15 protein-coding genes are annotated in these 19,793 nt (G+C 46.4%); 7 read left to right on the top strand and 8 right to left on the bottom strand.

What is annotated here, in order from left to right; all coding sequences use genetic code 11:
• Positions 1-258: 258 nt before the first annotated feature.
• Positions 259-1,560, top strand: coding sequence for a stalk domain-containing protein (locus AC0YNT_RS02820; protein WP_475803228.1), 1,302 nt, complete (start codon positions 259-261; stop codon positions 1,558-1,560).
• Between the two features lie 46 nt (positions 1,561-1,606).
• Here the strand turns inward: AC0YNT_RS02820 and kapB are convergent, their stop codons facing one another.
• Positions 1,607-1,981, bottom strand: coding sequence for a kinase-associated lipoprotein KapB (kapB, locus tag AC0YNT_RS02825; RefSeq protein ID WP_475803229.1), 375 nt, complete (start codon positions 1,979-1,981; stop codon positions 1,607-1,609).
• 337 nt (positions 1,982-2,318) lie between these two features.
• Here kapB and AC0YNT_RS02830 point away from each other — a divergent pair, with 337 nt between their 5' ends.
• The 4 genes from AC0YNT_RS02830 (at position 2,319) to AC0YNT_RS02845 (ending at position 7,163) form a co-directional block, all read left to right on the top strand.
• A complete protein-coding gene (locus AC0YNT_RS02830) occupies positions 2,319-3,434 on the top strand; it encodes an MGDG synthase family glycosyltransferase (protein ID WP_475803230.1) in 1,116 nt (371 codons plus the stop codon).
• 110 nt (positions 3,435-3,544) lie between these two features.
• Positions 3,545-4,960: an NAD-dependent malic enzyme gene (locus AC0YNT_RS02835; protein ID WP_475803231.1), complete on the top strand. Its 1,416-nt coding sequence runs from the start codon at positions 3,545-3,547 to the stop codon at positions 4,958-4,960.
• A 125-nt stretch (positions 4,961-5,085) separates the two neighbouring features.
• On the top strand, positions 5,086-6,279 hold the full coding sequence (locus AC0YNT_RS02840) for an acyltransferase (protein WP_475803232.1): 1,194 nt from the start codon (positions 5,086-5,088) through the stop codon (positions 6,277-6,279).
• Between the two features lie 29 nt (positions 6,280-6,308).
• Positions 6,309-7,163 carry a polysaccharide deacetylase family protein gene (locus AC0YNT_RS02845; RefSeq protein WP_475803415.1) on the top strand — a complete coding sequence of 285 codons (855 nt, stop codon included), beginning with the start codon at positions 6,309-6,311 and terminating at the stop codon, positions 7,161-7,163.
• A 39-nt stretch (positions 7,164-7,202) separates the two neighbouring features.
• Here AC0YNT_RS02845 and AC0YNT_RS02850 read toward each other — a convergent pair whose 3' ends face one another.
• From AC0YNT_RS02850 to AC0YNT_RS02875, 6 genes are all read right to left on the bottom strand, one after another.
• A complete protein-coding gene (locus AC0YNT_RS02850) occupies positions 7,203-8,090 on the bottom strand; it encodes a cation diffusion facilitator family transporter (protein ID WP_167279422.1) in 888 nt (295 codons plus the stop codon).
• A 381-nt stretch (positions 8,091-8,471) separates the two neighbouring features.
• Positions 8,472-10,091 carry an ABC-F family ATP-binding cassette domain-containing protein gene (locus AC0YNT_RS02855; protein ID WP_475803233.1) on the bottom strand — a complete coding sequence of 540 codons (1,620 nt, stop codon included), beginning with the start codon at positions 10,089-10,091 and terminating at the stop codon, positions 8,472-8,474.
• Between the two features lie 368 nt (positions 10,092-10,459).
• Positions 10,460-10,822, bottom strand: a complete 363-nt coding sequence (locus AC0YNT_RS02860) for a hypothetical protein (protein WP_475803234.1) — start codon at positions 10,820-10,822, stop codon at positions 10,460-10,462.
• A gap of 15 nt (positions 10,823-10,837) precedes the next feature.
• Positions 10,838-12,319, bottom strand: coding sequence for an FTR1 family iron permease (locus tag AC0YNT_RS02865; RefSeq protein ID WP_475803235.1), 1,482 nt, complete (start codon positions 12,317-12,319; stop codon positions 10,838-10,840).
• Positions 12,320-12,654: 335 nt separating this feature from the next.
• On the bottom strand, positions 12,655-13,725 hold the full coding sequence (locus AC0YNT_RS02870) for a Gfo/Idh/MocA family protein (protein WP_475803236.1): 1,071 nt from the start codon (positions 13,723-13,725) through the stop codon (positions 12,655-12,657).
• Between the two features lie 129 nt (positions 13,726-13,854).
• Positions 13,855-14,817: an MBL fold metallo-hydrolase gene (locus AC0YNT_RS02875; protein ID WP_475803237.1), complete on the bottom strand. Its 963-nt coding sequence runs from the start codon at positions 14,815-14,817 to the stop codon at positions 13,855-13,857.
• Positions 14,818-14,991: 174 nt separating this feature from the next.
• Here AC0YNT_RS02875 and AC0YNT_RS02880 point away from each other — a divergent pair, with 174 nt between their 5' ends.
• Positions 14,992-16,137, top strand: a complete 1,146-nt coding sequence (locus AC0YNT_RS02880) for a virulence factor (RefSeq protein WP_475803238.1) — start codon at positions 14,992-14,994, stop codon at positions 16,135-16,137.
• 57 nt (positions 16,138-16,194) lie between these two features.
• On the opposite strand, the gene AC0YNT_RS02885 is transcribed toward AC0YNT_RS02880, so the two are convergent.
• The gene (locus tag AC0YNT_RS02885) at positions 16,195-17,337 is read right to left on the bottom strand and encodes a transglutaminase domain-containing protein (RefSeq protein ID WP_475803239.1); all 1,143 of its coding nucleotides are present in this window, start codon (positions 17,335-17,337) and stop codon (positions 16,195-16,197) included.
• Between the two features lie 546 nt (positions 17,338-17,883).
• Here AC0YNT_RS02885 and AC0YNT_RS02890 point away from each other — a divergent pair.
• Positions 17,884-19,749 carry an LTA synthase family protein gene (locus AC0YNT_RS02890; protein WP_475803416.1) on the top strand — a complete coding sequence of 622 codons (1,866 nt, stop codon included), beginning with the start codon at positions 17,884-17,886 and terminating at the stop codon, positions 19,747-19,749.
• Positions 19,750-19,793: the final 44 nt, after the last annotated feature.

The raw sequence follows: 19,793 nt of genomic DNA on the forward strand, positions 1-19,793 counted from the left end.
CGCGGACACAAACTTTCCAGAAGCTTAGAGAGGAAAATGTTCGTATCTAGCGGAAAATTTTTAGCTGAATGAAGCTTTCGTTTAAGATTGACCATGTTCCGGGCCGTGTTCCGCCATTGCGGTTATTATATTATTTTAACATCACCCCAAAAGGGAATCAATTTAATATTTTTATGAATGTGATAAAACTTTACTTTACAGTACATTGTTCGTGTTCTTATACTATGGCTAACATTTTATCATTAGGGGGATGAACATTTGTATAGCAAATCAAGGAAACTCAGTATCCGATTCACATTTGTCATGCTTGCAGTCATCATATTAGCCGTCTCGGCTTGGGGAGGTACATACGCATCAGCCGCCCAGCAAGAATCTAGGCCTTACCAAATCGTCGCATTAGGCGACTCCCTTACTGCCGGTTATGAGCATGGTTTTACGGAAAAATCCGTTCCTTACGGTTATGTAGAACAGGTGTACGAGCAAGCTTTGTTCCATGGACTTCGCGCAGAATATGTCAACTACGGGATTATTGGCCTTAAAGCTGAGGGGCTTAAGCTGCTGCTACAGGCTGCCTCGGAAGGACGAATGGTGAAACCCGATGAGATTCAGCAGCAACTGCAGGATCCGCGCAAGGATGTACTCATTGGGCAAACCGCTCAAATGGCCAAATCCATACGTTCTGCCAACCTTATCGTCTTAACGATCGGGGGAAATGACCTTATCCCGGTTATGGACAAACTGGCATCCGGTGCTTCAGATGAGGAAGTCACTAAATATATCCAAGATCTGCTGGATCAGTATGAAAAAGATCTCGAGAGCTCTATCCGAACAATCGCTGGTCTTAATCCGACTGCACAAATCGTCATTGCGGATCAGTACTTGCCGATTCCTGCGCCGGTGAAGATTGGCAACGTTACGATTCCTCTTTACCCAGAAGAAGACCGCCTGCTCCTATTGGACGGTGTAAAGAAAATCCGAAACAAGCTTGACCTGATTAGCAGTAGACTCGCGAAGGACGATATCAAGCTTCAAATCACCAGTGTGAGTGACTTATTCGTCGGCCATGAGCTGGAGTATACCTCTATCGCCAATAAGGACATCCACCCGAATCAACTCGGTTACGCAGTTATGGGCCGCGCATTCGCCAATACGATATGGGGTGATTACCGCACCGTTCGGACACGTCCAGCCAATGTTCAAATGTCTGTCGTTGTCGCTGGCAAAGAGCTTCCAGCCGGAGCTGCCCCGCCTGTTCTGCGCAGCAATCGCAGCTTTGTTGCGATGAGGGACATCGTGGATGCTCTTGGTGCAAAACTTAGCTGGAGCAACACATCACAAAGCGCATCCGTAACCTATAACAGCCATAAAGTGGTCTTTATCATTGGTTCGGCTTATGTAACGATCGACAATAAGAAGGTTAAGCTGTCCACGCCGCCAGCCTTCCTGCTTAAATCCGGTAAAGAAACAAAAACCTACCTGCCACTGGCTTCCCTTTCGGAAGCCCTTGGCCTGCAGGTCATTTATCGCAGCACCCTGCAAACCGCCTTCATTAACAAGTAATTTAAGCAGTAAGCAAGGCAGCATACTATTGTAGCAATAATTCTATTTACTTATAATCCTTCCGCAATTCCTTCAGCAGCTCCAGCCCGCGCGCGGACCAGCGCATCAGCCGGTCCAGCGCGGCGATCTGCGAAGCTACAGCCTCATGCAATGAAGTATTGTAATCCGGCACTTCTCCCTCGTATGGCTTCAAATCACGAAGCAAAACATTCGTCTTCTCTGTATAGCCGAGTGCCCTCCGCTCATGGAACATCGCGACATCCGGATCATAAGGATGATGCAGATCCCCTTGCTCAGGATGCTTCAGCACCGCCAGCACCTTGAATACAGCCCGTGGTCCATTAACCTCTATAATCTCACCAATGTACTGCCCCGATCTTACATCCGCCCGGGCAATCGTGCCTGGAGTTATCTCATTCATATGTAGTCCTCCTCAAAAGAATTGTGAAGCAATTCTTGCTTCGTAAGCATTAGCTTAAAAGAATTGTGAAGCAATTCTTGCTTCATAAGCATGGGCTCAAGAATTTCTTACGCACGCTTCTGATTTCCAATGTGCTATAATACCGCTTAGCGTCCATTCCTATTTTGAATGATTCCCCTATCATATAAAATTTTTTTAACGCAAATCAACCCATGATTTTCTCGGTTGCAGCATGCATGTCCGTACTAGGACTACCGCACCTGCAACTTCAATAGCAGGATGACTTGTTTTAAATCGAACAGAGTCGTAATATGGAACTAGAAAAGTAGGTGACATTATGCGTAAGAAAAGAGTGCTCCTGCTCTCCGAAGGATTCGGATCAGGGCACACGCAAGCCGCGCACGCTTTGGCGGCAGGCATGCGTCAGCTCAGTCCGGATATACAAACCCGCGTTATGGAGCTGGGTAATTTTCTTAATCCCGTACTAGGACCTTTGATTATTTCCGCCTATCGCAAAACGGTCAGCAGTCAGCCGAAGATGGTTGGTCTCATGTACCGCAGCAATTATAAAAAATCGTTAAATCGATTCGCTCAGCTTGCGCTCCATCGCGTATTTTACACACATACCTCGCAAGTTATCGCACAGCTTAAGCCGGATCTCGTTATTTGTACCCATCCTGTTCCAAATGCTGTAGTCAGCCGACTGAAGCGGCTAGGCCTTCATATCAAGCTTTGTACCCTCATTACCGATTATGACGCACATGGCTCATGGGTAAATCAGGAAGTGAATAAATTCTTGGTCTCATCCGCCCTTGTGAAGGACAAGCTGATCAATCACGGCGTTCCTGAAAACCGCATTGACGTAACCGGCATCCCTGTCCATCCGCATTTCTGGAAAGCTCATGACAAGGCTGAGGTTCGTCAGCAGTTTGGTTTGAAATCATTGCCTACCGTCCTTATTATGGGCGGCGGATGGGGACTTATGTACGAGGACAGTTTGCTGGAATATATGACGAAATGGCGCGAGCACATTCAATTTATTTTTTGCGTAGGGAACAATGATAAGGTTAAGGAAAAGATGCTTTCCAACTCTAATTTCCGGCATGAGAATATTCGAATCCTAGGATTCACCAAGGAAGTCAGCAAGCTGATGGATGTGGCAGATGTTCTTGTAACAAAGCCCGGAGGGATGACCTGCACGGAAGGCATGAGCAAAGGAATCCCAATGCTGTTCTATGAACCGATTCCGGGGCAGGAAGAAGAAAACTGCGAATATTTCATTCGTAACGGTTTTGGAGAAATGCTGGAGAAACCAGAGACGGTAGACAAATGGATGGCTGCGATCCAGCAGACCGATGCATCCAGCCGTTACCGCCAAACCCTGCTCGACAAAAGAAATGAACAATATAATCCGACTACGTGTCCGAAAGCCGTCTTGCAGCTGTTGCAGTGACGGCTTTTTACTATGTACATCCTTTTATTTTAGGAGAATAGTACAAGCCATTTCCGGTTATTGTTATAGAGAGGATGTACTTGTCAGTGTAAAAAAGGGAGCGGATAAGGATGAAAGAACGGAGTATGGATGGAAAAACAATCATATTACGACTCGAAATTGATACCCAGCAGGCGCAATTTGGCAAAGCCGTCACAGCCATTGAAGCGGCCGGCGGAGATATAGTCGCAATTGACGTTATCCAAACCGATAAATTGATAAGCATACGCGATTTAACTGTAAAAATTACCGAAGCCGGGGCAGCCGAGCGGCTGCAATCTGTCTTGCAAAGTGTACCTGGCATTCGTCTGCGGCATGTATCCGACCGCACCTTCCTCCTTCATCTTGGCGGCAAAATTACGATTCAGCCTAAAACTCCAATTCAAAACCGCGATGATCTATCCCGTGTCTACACACCGGATGTAGCCAGAGTATGCCAAGCGATAGAAGCGGACCCTAAGAAAGCTTACACTCTTACTATTAAACGAAATACAGTGGCTGTTGTCTCGGACGGAAGTGCTGTTCTTGGCCTTGGCAACATCGGCCCTTACGCAGCCATGCCCGTTATGGAAGGTAAAGCCATGCTGTTTAAGCAATTTGCAGATGTGGATGCTTTCCCTATCTGTTTGGATACGCAGGACACGGAAGAGATTATCGCCTCTATTAAACATATTGCTCCTGCTTTTGGAGGAATCAATCTGGAGGATATATCGGCGCCGCGCTGCTTCGAGATCGAACGCAGACTACGTGAGGATCTGGATATCCCCGTCTTCCATGACGATCAGCATGGAACGGCCGTCGTACTGTATGCCGGGCTGCTTAATGCACTAAAACTAACGAAACGGAAAATAGAGGATACACGTTTTGTTGTATGCGGCATCGGCGCTGCCGGTACAGCTTGCACCAAAATGCTGCTCGCCGGCGGTGCAAAACATATTGTTGGCGTAGATCGTGAAGGGATCCTAACAGCTGATCTAACTTATAACAATCCTATGTGGCAGTGGTATGCCGAACATACAAATGAAGCTAGAATCAGCGGAGGGCTAAAAGAATCGCTTGAAGATGCCGATGTATTTATAGGGGTATCAGCAGGTGGCATTCTTACCAGAGAACATATCTTATCTATGGCACCTGATCCCATTGTGTTCGCAATGGCTAATCCCGAACCAGAAATCCGACCAGAACTAGCCGAAGATATTGTTGCCGTTATGGCTACAGGAAGAAGCGATTATCCGAATCAGATTAACAATGTCCTCTGCTTCCCCGGTATATTCCGCGGAGCACTCGACAGCCGGGCAAGCAACATTACAGAAGAGATGAAGCTCGCAGCAGCCGAAGCGATTGCATCTGTCATCAGTGAAGATGAACTGAGCAGATTGTATATTATTCCAAGTGTGTTTAATACGAGAGTTGTAGAGGAAGTTCGTAAGCGTGTCGTTCAAGCGGCGCAGGACAGTGGAACAGCGCGAAGAAAGCCTAGAGAGTAAAGAAAAAAACAACAATTTGTCTTCGTTTCTCTCTGGGAGATAAAGACAAATTGTTGTGTATGCCTGTCCGTTTATACTATAATAACTAGGTTAATAGTATAAACAGTTGGAAGGATGAATAACGAATGGCTACGGCTTCTCCATCACTGCAGAAACGGGATAACATACCTGAACTGCTACTCGTTCGGGCAATGGCTATCATCGGTGTCTTGTCCGTCCACTCTACTTCGTTCGCTACCGTTGATATGGTGAACTCGAATTACTTTTTCATGTATAACTTCTTTAATATTTTTATGAAAATCGGAACGACGACCTTTATCTTCCTAAGCAGCTTTGTCCTCTTCTACAACTATTACAACCGGCCTTTGGACAAGAAGTTGCTAGGCAGCTTTTATAAGAAGAGACTGCTGTATATTATAATTCCATACCTGGTCTTTTCCTTGTTCTATTTCGCTATTTTGCATTTCTATTATTATCCGGACCGGACTCTACCAACTGAGTTTCATAACTTTATTGATAAAGTACTAACCGGCAAGGCTTATACGCATCTTTATTTCGTCTACATCAATATTCAGTTCTATCTGATGTTCCCACTATTCCTGTGGCTGATGAAAAAGTATCCGCGTACGGTCAAATGGGCCATTCCTGTCGGCTTTGCGCTGCAATGGGGCTTCTTCATGCTTAACAAATACGGCCTGGAGACACCTGTTCCCAACCGCGGAAGCTGGTCGTTCTCTTATTTCTCGTATTATTTGATGGGCGCAGCTCTAGGAATCTATTATCCGAAAATAAAAGAATGGATTATAATCGCCAGAAACCATGCAACTACCCTTCGTGTGATCACATGGATCGCTTTGTGGGCCCTTTGGATTGCAGCAGGGTTAGCGCATGTGTATTTGTATTACGAGACTAGACTTCACCTTGATTCATTCAATACTACATTGTTCGATCTCGTGTGGAATATTCATGGGGTACTAACGGCACTTGTTTTAATGCAAATTGCATTTATTTTATCTCGTAAACTACCAAAAGTCCTAACCAAGCTTATTGGAAGATTAGGTGCTCTATCTTTTGGTGTCTACTTGATCCATCCATTCTTCCTGCTCGTCTACCGGCAATATCCGCTCCATACGGGTACAGCCTGGAAGCTTCATCTCTGGTATCTCGGCGGCTTCGCGCTCGCCCTGGTCGGATCCTGGATCGCTGTTTCTTTCTTTGCCCGTTACGTTCCATTTAACTGGATCGCCTTCGGCAATCTGCCGAAGCCAAAGAAACGCCCTTCCGGGCCAGTCGTTCCAGAAAGACAGCTGGACGCGTAATTCATCCGTAGGAGGAATAAGTCGTGAGAATGAAAGTGATTGCTGCACTCCTCGTCATCGCCCTCGCGATCACTTGGCCGGTGTCCCAGTATCAGCTAAACGCTGCTACTAATAAACCTGCACATTATAAGAACAAAGTTATCGTTCTCATGTATCACCATATCGATGAGAAGGAAAGCGGAGCAACGATTTCTCCAAACCGGTTCGGCACGCATATGAAGCTTCTGAAGGAGAACGGCTATAACGTGATCAGCGTTGAGCAGTTTGCAGATTTCATGAAGAAAAAGGCCTCCGTTCCTGACAATGCAGTTGTCATTACGTTCGACGACGGCTACGAGAGCTTTGATCAATATGCAGTTCCTATTATGAAAAAGTATAATTTTGTTGGTACTCATTTCATAATTGGGGCAAGCAGCGACAAACAAAATGTACACACCAAGCATCTGACTTGGGATACGATGCGTAAGCTTAAAGGTGAAGGCAACAGCTTCTACAGCCATACTTACAATCTTCATGAATATGCTGCGCTCGATAAAAAAGGAAAGAAAAAAGGGCCAATGCTGAGCAATCCAATCTATCTGCCAGACAAGGGCCGGGTAGAAACGAAGAAAGAATACATGACACGTGTGGAAGCAGATGCACAGCTGATGGAAAAACGTTTGAAGGAAGAATTGAACAATTCCTACCAGATGATTGCTTTCCCATTTGGCTCCTACACCTCCAGCGTTAAGCAGCTTGAGAAAAACGCAGGCGTCAATTTATTTTTCACTACCCGCCCAGGTATTAACCGACCGGGATCGGATGAAGTATTCCGCTTGAATGCAGGAACACCGGCTCTCACAGCCAACAAATTCCTCGATATGATGAAAAAGTACGGAAGATAATGATACGAAAAAAACCTTAGCCAAACGGCTAAGGTTTTTTTAATGAGGTTCAATTGCGGTTGCCTCATAAGGCTCTACATGCACATGAATGCTCATAATATTATGCTTGTTCTCCATTCGCTGCTCAATCTCATCACTTATCCGATGGCTTTCGATAAGCGACAAGCCAGGATCAACTTGCACAATTACGTCAATAAGTACATTACTGCCGTGTACACGTGCTTTAATGTCTTTAATCGACCTCACGCCCGTCGTCCGCTCGATCGTCGAGCGAAGCGTCATCAGCTCATTCGCATCAAAGCCGTCTGTGAGAGCATGCGTGGAGCTGTAGAAAATCTCCCAAGCTGTCTTGCAGATAATCCCGCCCACTAACAGCGCAGCAACCGGATCAAGCCAAGGCAGGCCAAATTGAGCGCCTATGATGCCGATAGCAGCTCCGATACTAACCAGCGCATCAGATAAGTTATCCTTCGCCGCTGCATGTAATGCCTGATTATTAATGCGATTAGCAAGTCTACGGTTATAGATATAAACGGCTCCCATACACACTGCCGCAAATAAAGCGACCCATGCCGAGTTCAGAGAAGGTATCTTCTGCTCATCGGAGAACAAGGAGCGTACTGTATTGATAATAACCTGCAGACCTACTGTCGCCATAATAAACGAGGCAATCAGGGCTGCAATGGTCTCCGCCCGAAAATGCCCATACGGATGATCCCTATCAGGCGGCTTCTGTGAAATTCGCAAACCGATTAAGACAGCTACTGATGCAACGATATCCGTTAAGTTGTTAAATCCGTCCGCAACGAGTGCGCCTGAGGCGAACCAATAGCCGGCGCCAAGCTTGATCGCAGACAGCCCGATATACGCGCCAATGCTGACCAAGGCTCCCTTCTCGCCCTGCCTGATCTCTTCATACTGATTCATTTATGTCCCCTAACCTCATTTCACTGTTAATCCATGAATGCAATATGGAGTATCATACCCGAACGAATACAAGTGGGTCTAGAGAAACAGTGTTTACCATATACGTACTTTTATGCATAGAGGCAACTATAAGAAGGATCGCGATTGCTCGGGATTGCTGTGCTGCGTAAAAGCTTTGGCCTCCGATCACTGTTGTTCCCAGATTTCTTTAATCAACTCGCTTAGGCGGTTGAAATCTGGGAACAAAGGCGAACGTTTCACTTCTCCGGCTCAAACCTTTTACTCCGCACAGAGGCTCCCTTACAAAAGCGACTACTTAGTAAAAGTAAAACAAACAAAAAGGCTGTACGGAATAAAACCCGTACAGCCTCTTATTCTTATTTATACCGCGTACATACGCTCGCGGAGCGCTTTAACTTCTTCGCTCTCCAGGTACTCGTCATACGTCATCATTCTGTCGATCAAGCCGTTTGGCGTGATTTCCATGATGCGGTTAGCGATCGTTTGCACGAACTGATGGTCATGCGAAGTGAATAGAACCGTGCAGTCTGTATCTGTCAGACCATTGTTGAGCGCTGTAATGGACTCAAGGTCCAAGTGATTCGTTGGCTCATCCAGGACAAGCACGTTCGCACCGCTCAGCATGATTTTCGACAACATACAACGTACTTTCTCGCCACCAGACAAGACAGTTGCTTTCTTCATCGCATCATCACCAGAGAACAACATACGGCCTAGGAAGCCGCGAATGAAGGTTTCATCTGGATCCTTCGAATATTGACGAAGCCATTCCACGAGGTTCAGCTCAACCCCATCGAAGTAACTTGCATTATCTTTCGGGAAGTAGCCTTGAGTTGTTGTAACGCCCCATTGGTACGTACCCGAATCTGCTTCAAGCTCGCCCATGAGCAGTTGGAACAATACCGACTTCGGAAGACCGTTTGGACCAACAAATGCGATTTTGTCGCCTTTGTTTACAGCAATCGTCAAGTTATCAATGATTTTCTCACCATCGATTGTTTTCGTCAGACCTTCAACAAGCAAAAGCGATTTACCCGCTTCACGGTCGCCTTTAAAGTTAATGAACGGATATTTACGGTTCGACGGACGAATATCGTCAAGCGAAATTTTGTCCAGCAATTTTTTACGCGAAGTCGCTTGCTTGGATTTCGATTTATTCGCACTGAAACGTTGAATGAACGCTTGCAGCTCTTTGATTTTATCTTCTTTCTTCTTGTTCTCGCCGCGTTGAAGCGCGAGAGCCAGCTGGCTCGACTCATACCAGAAGTCATAGTTGCCCACATACATTTGGATTTTAGCAAAGTCGATGTCCGCAATGTGCGTACATACCGTATTCAGGAAGTGACGATCATGGCTGACTACGACAACAGTGCCTTCGTAGCCGGACAGGAAATCTTCCAGCCAACGGATGGACTCAATGTCCAAATGGTTGGTAGGCTCATCGAGCAGCAGGATGTTCGGTTCGCCGAACAATGCTTGTGCCAGCAAGACGCGGACTTTCTCGTTACCGCCAAGCTCAGCCATCTTCTTGTCATGCAGATCAGGAGTGATACCCAGACCGTTCAGCATTTCAGCTGCTTGCGATTCAGCTTCCCACCCGTTCATGTCAGCAAATTCAGCTTCAAGCTCGCCTGCGCGCATGCCGTCTTCGTCAGTGAAGTCCGCTTTCGCGTAGAGAGCGTCCTTCTCTTTCATAACGTCATACAGCTTTTTGTGACCCATAATAACCGTTTCAAGTACAGCGAACTCATCGTATTCGAAATGGTTCTGCTTCAATACTGCAAGGCGTTCGCCTGGTGTGATATGAACTTCCCCGCTGGATTGTTCAACCTCGCCGGACAAAATTTTCAGAAACGTCGATTTACCGGCGCCATTTGCACCAATGAGGCCATAGCAGTTGCCAGGCGTGAATTTAATATTTACATCTTCGAACAGAGGCTTCTTCCCGAAGCGAAGTGTTATGCCGCTAGTACTAATCATTTATTTAATCCCGTCCTTCTTTACCATACTCAATTATCTCGAACCATTATACCACAGTCTCCATCGGAAACGAACGTTCAATTGCACCCAGCAGGGAAAAAGTTAGCTGCCTGCAGCGCTAGTTCCTCTTGACTCGGGAACCCTTGTCACTGCTGCCTTTCGCATCCGCCATATCGCCCATGCGCTTGCTCCATAGAGATATGGTTCAGATTTCATTTTCTCTAGATTGTCTTTTCCCAGAGTAATCTTCGGATGCTTTTCCTATTTTTCTAGTATAAAACAAACCCAGTACGGGTGCGGTACTGGGTTTGTTTTTTCAGATACTGTATTCGTTTTACAGGGCTGTCGAACCCAGCTTCTTTTATTGATTATTTAATTTCTTTAAGGACTTCATTTAATTTGGCGATTTGTTCTTTAAGCACTGCTTGGTCCAGTGGAGTTTCTTTAACACCAGTTTGAATCGCACCCAATGGATCTTCAACTTTACCGTATACATCGGCTTGATTAGCCTTTACATCGTCTTCAAACTTCTCCCAATTCGACTCAAGCTCTTCAGCGTTCTTTGCTGCTTTTGCGGCATCGTTCGCATCCACGTTCTTCTGCATCTCCGTTAAAGTATCCTGCATTTTCTTTGCGCCATCTGTGGTAGAGCTCGAATTTGAATTTGACGAACATGCTGCTAGAACAAGAACCAAACTTACTAATACTGTTAGCCCTTTTAACGTTTTCAAATAAATAACCCCCGATTAAATATGATTTATTTTTGTCTGCTGTTGAATCTTTAACTCTTGTATCCGTTTAAAAACAACTACAAGGATTGCAGCCAGCAGAAGGATACCTTGCGGAATGATATTTTCCCAAGTTGGATACAGGCCAAATACATCGGCCACCGGGAGACTGTCGGAGTGCGTAGCTTTCAATACGCCTGCTAATTGCAGTCCGTGGATTCCCATGCCAAGAAACTTGAAGCATAAGTAAAATACTAGAATGCTGGAGATGAGGAAAAAGGGTCTCATTGGAACTTTCACGCCAACTTTTATGATCAAGAAGGCAACAATAATCAAAATCAACAGCCCGATTGCAATACCCGATAATAAACTGATCAGGCTAATGGAGGAAGCCATACCGATAAAGAAAAGCACCGTTTCCGTTCCCTCTCGGAAGACGGCAAGAAAGGAAAGAATGGCAAGCGACCATAGGCTTCCGGAAGCAAGTGCCTTGGTGCTTTTGCCATCGATATAGGCTCGCCAATTGGAAAGGCTTGATTTGCTGTGCAGCCAATAGCTCATATAAATAAGCATGACCGCAGCAAATAGTCCGGTACAGCCAGCAATCAAAAAGTTATTATTGCCAAATGTGCCCTTAGCGAACAGTTGCTGGACAACGATGCCTAGAATAACGCTAACCAGTGCTCCTGCCCCTAGACCATACCAAATCCAGTTCTTTTTCTCCCCATGGCCTGATTTCTTTAAAAATCCAAGAAGAGCGACGATTACCAAGAGTGCTTCAAGTCCTTCGCGAAGCAGGATCGTGATGACATCGATTATCCCGTAACCGGTTTTAGCTGCCAGCGGCGCTAGATATTCGCTCATGTCCTTCAGTATCTGTTCAGACTTCGCGATTTGGGGAGGATTTGAAGTAAGCAAGGCGTACGAGGAGACCATATCCCGTTCCGCATCCCCATAAATTTTAGAGGACTGCGTGAGTACGATGCCCTCGACATCCAGCCATGAATTACGAAACGCCTCGATCTTGGCTTTCGCCGTCTCCACATCATTTTGGGCTAGAGCCGTATTCGCTTGGTCGAGCAGTTGAAGGATGTCTTCAATCGTTGCATCACCGGATGAGACAGGCTCTGTAAAGGAAGATAAATCGTCAGTTTTAACTTTTTGATTGATGCTTATTAGTTTGTTAAGGCTTTGAACGACTTGATCTTTAGAAATCGGATTCTTGGCAAAGGCATATTGAACTTCGCCCATTGTTTCTTCAATACTGCGATAGGCGCCTTTAGATTTGGATTTTATATCCTGTTCAAAGACGTACCAGCTCTTGTTAAATTGGTCATATTGCTGCTTGGCAAGAACAAAATCATTTTGCTTGGCCGATTCTGCAGCCTTTACAACATGATTATTAGCGTCCGTTAATGCATCAGATGCTTGATCTGCGAATACACCGGATGGCAATAGAAGCATGCAAAAGAAAATGAGAACAGTTAATTTAAACTTCATAAATCCACCCCAAATAAATGAGAATCGTTATCAAAAAACTTTCCACGCTCAATATTACGTATTGGGAAGAAAAATGTCAATAATGATTCTCATCCGCAGCGGTTACAATATATTGAAATTTCTTCAGGGGCGATGTGCAATTTAAAAGGGGTGTCCGAAACGACCGAAAACAGGTTTGGCCATGAGGCTGTTGAGCATGCGGCCAAAGAGATTAAACGCTCGGTTCAGCGACAATACAACAAACCCAGTACCGGTGCGGTACTGGGTTGCTTATTACAGATACTGTATTCGTTTTGCAGGGCTCTCCTTGTGGGGCAGCCCATGTCATGTTCCTATTACTCCCAGTTCAGCTTTACTTCATTGCCTGTACGGGATGATTCATAGATCGCATCCAGAATACGGCTGTTTGTGTAGCCCGAGAGCGCAGAAGAGATTGGCTCTTTTCCTTCGTTGATACATTCGATGAAATGTTTGCTCAATAATACGCGGTCCTCTTCGCCTTCCAGCGGCTCGATATTGCTCTCAACAACCTCGTCGCCTGCATGGGTCACAAATTTGCCGTCATTGCCAACAAGCGCAGCGCCGCCTTCTTTGCCCATCAAATGGATGTACGGGTCTTGGCTCATACCTGCCGCATGAGCAGCCCAGCTCACATCAAGCGACAGCGTCGCTCCGTTATCCAGCTTAATAAGTGCTGTTGCAAGGTCTTCTACATCGTAATAGCCCTCCCAGTTAGGTGTACCCCAAGTGCCAATACCACGACGTTCCGGTCCAAACTCAGCATAAGTGGAGCCGTATACGGATACTGGCTTTGGATTCCCCATTAGGTACAACGAAAGGTCAAGCATATGAACGCCGATATCGATAAGTGGACCGCCGCCTGCCATATCTTTGCGAGTGAACCAGGAGCCCCAGCCTGGGATGCCTTTTTTACGGATCCAGCCGGTCTTGACATTATACACATGGCCGAGATCACCATTCACAACCCGCGCTTTAATCGCACGGTTAATACCGGTCCAGCGCATTTGTTGTGCCATCATTAGTATTTTCCCAGAAGCCTTCTGTGCTTCGTAGATCGTACGGGCAGCTTCAGCATCAATAGCCATCGGTTTCTCGAGCAAGACATGCTTGCCCTGCTTCAGTGCTTCGATTGCGAGTGGAGCATGGAATTGGTTCGGAACACCGATAACAACTGCATCGATTGCCGGATCCTCCAGCAGTGCCTGCGGATTCACATGAACAGTCTTAATCCCGTGCTCCTCTGCTCTTTGTACCGCAAGCGGCAAATATGCGTCCGTAATCGCAGCTACATATACCGACTCTGCACCTACCTTTGCGAATGTTTCCAGATGAACTTTACCTATAGCTCCTGCACCAATAATGCCAAGACGGATTGGTTGACTCATGTTCTCTAGTTCCTCCTAAAATGAATGATTACCCATAAGGTAATCAATTATATCCATGTATATATTAAGTATAGCTTGAGGGACTTTGTCCGTCATTGCGCTTATTTGGCTTACTCTTGTTCTCGTTTGTTATTTTTCGCTCCGTTTCGGGCAGCGCCATGTCTCCCCATGCGGAAGCACCATAACCTTCTTCTCATCGATTCCTCGTTTAACCCGGTCCCGCTCCAGTCGGTCAAGTGCCTCACGAGGTGTATCATCGGCAAGCTTGAAGGCGCCGTAATGCATCGGCACAAACCACTCGGCTCCGGTATCTTCGAACGCCTGCAGCGCTTCCTCCGGCGTTACATGCTGATCCCCCATGAACCACTCCGGTTCATAAGCACCAATCGGCATCAGTGCGATATCTATCTGGAACCGTCGGCCAATCTCCTTAAAGCCTGGAAAATAACCGCTGTCCCCGGCAAAATAGATGGTTGGATCTGAAGAGTCCTTCTCCACCGATTCTAGAATCCAGCCTCCCCAGTGGGAGCTGTTCGTGTCCCAAAGATTACGGCGGGTCCAGTGCTGGGAAGGTACAAAGGTAATACGAATCCCATTTATCACAACGGATTCCCACCAGTGCAGTTCTCTTACGTTTGTAAAACCTTTCAGCCTAAGCTTCGAACGAAGGCCGGCGGGTACAAGAAGCTGCTTACGGCCTTGAAGCCGGCGCAGCGATTGAATATGAAGATGATCATAATGGGAATGAGAAATAAGAATGAGATCAACAGGCGGCACATCATCTATCGGTATGCCCGGCGGTGTTAATCTTCGCTGAAAAGCCATCTGCCCCGCCCAGACCGGGTCGGTCATGATGTTTTTGCCAGCTAACTGAATAAGGAAAGAAGAATGCCCCACCCACGTTAAGGCGGGCTCTTTTTTATTATGATGCAGGAATTCCAAATCCGGCTTTACGTTAGGAACGGAATAGGAATAATCTTTCGTTTTCACTTTACGAAGACGTTCTTGCCGCTCTAACCGCCAACGTTGCAATTGCTTCATGGAATTATGCTGCCGAACTGGCTCGCTATTCGTAAATTTCTGCTGCCTCAACCGTTCATCCCTCCCATTTGTCATGTCCTGTACCTTAAAGATACCAAGTTGAGGATGCCGAGGCAACTGCCTCAAGGCTGACTACTTTATGATTAGGCCTATTCGCACAAGCGGTTTTTTTCATGTACACTATGATTATAATATCGAGTTAGTGAACAGGAGGGCATAATTAAGATGAAACTTATTTCTATAGAACCAACACCAAGTCCAAATTCCATGAAGCTGAATATGGACGAGTCGCTGCCGCGTGGTGTTAGACAATCCTTTACGAAAAAAGAAGCAGAGTCCGCCCCAGAGCCGCTCCGCTCACTTCTTGCCATAGATGGCGTGCGCAGCATCTTCCGCACAGCCGATTTCATTGCCCTCGACCGCGTATCGAATGCGGACTGGGCGCGTATTCTCGCCGATGCAAGAGCACTGCTGCTCAGCGGGGCTGACGGCGACACCGCAGGTGGAGCCGCACTTGCTGCTGAGAGCTACGGCGAAGCACATGTGCTTGTGCAAATGTATCGGGGAATTCCGATGCAGGTGCGCGTGAAGACGGGCGAGCGTGAAGCACGCTCTGCACTGCCGCAGAAGTTCACCGACGCTGTAACCGAAGCGGCTGGTGCATCCATGATCCGCGAACGGAAGCTCGAGGAGTTTGGTGTCCGTTATGGCGAGCTGGAAGAGATCGCTGCCGAGATCGTCAAGGAGCTCGAAGCAGCATATACACCTGAGAGGCTTCAGGAATTGATCGCAGCAGCTCAGGTGCAAGGTCCGGGCGAAGAAGCTCTCGCTCCAGCAAGACCGGCACCACTGTCCGCAGTTGAAATCTCAGAGCGGCTGGATTCGCCGGAATGGCAAATCCGCTATGCCGCGCTTGAGCGGATGTCACCGGAGCCGGAGCTGCTGCCGCTGATCGCAAGAGCACTGCATGACGAGAATATGTCGATCCGCCGACTTGCTGTTGTCTACCTTGGCGATCTTCGCACGCCAGAGGCAATGCCATACTTGTTCGAAGCGCTGCGTGACAAATCCGTATCTGTGCGCCGTACAGCAGGAGACACGCTGTCCGACTGGGGCGACCCTGCTGCTACCGGCCCGATGATTGAAGCGCTTCGTGATCCAAACAAGCTTGTCCGGTGGCGCGCCGCACGCTTTTTGTATGAAGCCGGTGATGAAAGCGCCGTGGAGGCTCTTCGTGAGGCGGCAAAGGACGCTGAATTCGAGATTCAGCTGCAAGCTCAGATTGCGCTGGAGCGGATTGAGCGCGGCGAGGAGGCTGCTGGATCAGTCTGGCAGCAAATGACTGCGGCCCGGAACCGTGAACAGCAATAAGCATCTTAACCAAAGAGCCGTATCCTCAGCAAACGCTAGGGATACGGCTCTTTTTTACTATTGATAATCTAACTGAATCTGAACCAGCATCGAACCATCATTGCTGTATGGCTCGTAACGAGCGGAGTATCGTACCGATACATGCGCTGCCTTGAAGGCAGCCGTCAGATCAGCAGCCAGCTGTGAGCCATGGAGATAGCGGAAATGCATACTTGTCTGCTGTTCCATAACCGCCTCACGAATGTCTTGTTCGAGCTCAACAAGGCTTGCTACAGTATGCTCAGGCTCCGTCCATTGAAGACCAATTGCGGTTTTGAGCTTCTCATACACCGCGGCTTTAGCGCTGTCTGTGCTCTCAAGCTTTTTCAGCTCTTCACTATACGAATGGTTCGCCGTTGGATAGGTTTTCACCCATTGATGATCGACATGCATCTCATCATCTGTCTTCAAATAATAATTGTAGCTGATAGTGGATGCGGCCTGCGTCTCTGTACCAGCCTGCTTAACAATAGGATCATCCCATGTTAAATCCAGATGGTACCAATCGCCATTCAACTGCACCATATTCCAAGCATGGTCACCTGTTTTTACTTTGCCTTCTGCAATCAAAACCGGAATTCCGACAGCTTTTAGCATTTTGTAAGCCAGTAGTGAATAACCTTGACATACAGCCGTTCCTGTCGTTAATGCGTCATAGGCAGTATAATGCTTCAGCGTTTCATCATACTGCAGCTTTTCAATGATCCAGTCGTGAATGGCTTTTACTTTCTGATGCTCATTCATTCCCGGGGTAATAATCTGGGCGATCGCTTTCGTCACTATCTCGTCAACAACGGCCGTTTGCTCCGTTGTCTCGCGATATCTGGCTTCCAGCTTAATCGTCGACAGATTCCCCCAGCTGCGGATTGTATACAAATAGGAGTCGAGAATGTACGCTGTGTAATCATCCTGTGCCAGCGCCAAATTTATCGTATTCTGCAAGCCGTCAGAAAGCTTGTGCTTGTCTCCTTTATATTGCAGTGTAAAATGTTCGGACCTGCTTTGAAATTGCGATGCCAGCTCCTCTTCAAGCTGATCAATCGTGCCGCCTCTTTCTGAGGCTGACGCAAACACAGAGAACAGATCGGATTTCATGTTCAAACCAATTGAAGCAGCAAGAAGCACTGCTACTGCCGTAATTTTCCAACCTGTATTTCGCATAGGTACCTCCCGTTTGCGGGAATATTAGTGTATTACTCCATTTTATGCGATTCCCTTTTGTGTTAAACACAGCAGTACCTAAAATTTATATAAATGTTATATCTACCTTCATCATAACGCTAATTCTCACTATGGCAAGATAAGATTTCGTTGTTAAATAATTGATAGATTAATATACCCTTCCAATGCAATTGCTGGGGTGGCTTGTCGTCATCTTGCTTTTCATAATAGCAATGAATTATAGTAGTTAAGTAATAATTACTAGCTTAATTCATTTGTCATATTAAAGATTTTCTACACCGTGCTCGGAGGTTGATGCTTTACCGTCAAACACCCCGCAGCACTTTTTCGTTTGTTGCGATGCATGTAAGTTAGGAAATTAACAAAGCTATCTAATAAGAAGCAAGTTGCGTGCTGTTTACGGTACATCACCGATGCAGCCGTTCATGTTATAAAGCTTACCCTTAGTTATTACATTAAGGAAAAGGGAGACGATTGGTTTTGAGTAACGAGACGGGATGGAAGGCGCTTCTTAATAAGCCGTTTATGGTCTTTTCCATCATCATGATTTTAAAAATGCTTATCGTCTGGATCATCGTATTTGATGGCGGGACCGGAGATATTATCAAAATGCTGCTTACCGGCATTTCATCTATTGGATTTATTTTCTGCTTAATCGAGTCCTTCGCTTATCGGAAGAAGTTCATGACTTATTTAATAAGTGATCTCATCTTAACTGCTATTTATTTTGCCGTTATTATGTACTACAAGTATTTCGGCGTTATTGTAACTTATCATGAATTGCGTCAAGTCAATCAGGTAGGAGAAGTGAACAGCAGCGTATTCTCGCTGATGGATCCGTATTTCCTGTTTATCTTCACCGACATTGTCGTTCTGTTCATCCTGTTTGCCAGCAAAAAACGTTTCCGTGCTTGGAGCCGCACCTTGTCAGTGAAAGGAAAACGGACCTGGTTCGTCGCTGGACAAGTGCTTGCGGTTGCAGCTTGTGCCACAGCTATTATTCCTTATCGCCAAGATATGAATGAGTTCCAGCAAGCGAAAAACATGGGGATCCTGAACTACGAGATCTATGCAACATTTGCTCCATCTAAAGACTTACCGATCAATGCAGAAGAAGTCACACCTGCGATGGTTGAACAGGAAAAAGGAAGCGCACAGCCCGCACAGCCTGCCTATTGGGAAGCTGCCAAAGGGAAAAATGTCATTATCATTCAGCTTGAAGCATTCCAGAATTTCTTGATTAACTTAAAAATCGACGGCAAAGAAATTACTCCGAATATGAATAAGCTGGCTGCTGATCATTTCTACTTCCCGCATTTCTTCCAGCAGGTTGGCCAAGGTAATACGGCTGATGCCGAGTTCGTCGTGAATACATCGCTTTATGTTCCGCCAAATGGAGCTGCCTCTGAGGTTTATGCGGATAAAGAACTGCCAAGCATGCCGAAGGCTTTCTCCGCTAACGGCTATCAGACTGCATCCTTCCATACAAATAATGTTATGTTCTGGAATCGCGATCAGCTGTATAAGGCGATTGGCTGGGACAAATATTATGATGACACCTTCTTTGGCAAAGAAGATCCTGTTGCTTTTGGCCCTTCTGATGAAGTGCTGTATGCCAAATCAGCCGATGAGCTCGCTCGTATGCAGCAAACTGGCCAGCCGTTCTATGTGCAGCTTATTTCCATGTCCGGCCATCATCCATTCCGTATTCCTGAGAGCAAATATAAAATGGAACTTCCGGAGCGTTATAAAGATACACTTGTTGGCGATTATATCGAATCTCAAAACTACGCTGACTACGCGCTTGGCCAATTTATTGACGAGCTGAAGAAAAACGGCGTTTGGGATAACAGCGTTATCGTCTTGTATGGCGATCATCAAGGCTTGCCGATCTACTCGCTCAACAACGATGAGAAAAAGCTGATGAAAGAAATTTACGGCCGTGATTATACACTGCCTGATATGATGAACATCCCGTTTATTATGTCTGTGCCTAATGAGCAGCATCAAGTGTTTAATCAAGTTGGCGGACAATCGGATATTTTCCCGACTGTATCTAACCTGATGGGCGTATCCATTAAAGATCAAGTCCACTTCGGACAGGATCTGCTGAATCATACAAGCAACATCTTGCCTCAACGTTATTATCTGCCTTCCGGTTCGTTTATCTCGGATCTAGGTGCATTTGTACCAGGCTCTGGTTATGCAGATGGAATCACTTATCCACTAGCAGGCGGCCCTATAACAACTCCGCAGGATACAGAGGACACGTATACGAGAGCACACAGACTGATTAGTATGTCTGACGAATATGTCGCTTCTCTTCCGGAATGGGATAAGAAAGTAGTTAAATCGGAGGACGATGATAAGCAGGTTGCATCAAGCAAATAACAGTTAAACAAAAAAGGCCTTGCAGGTATTGTACCTGCAAGGCC

This window comes from Paenibacillus sp. J22R56 (genome assembly GCF_056269375.1).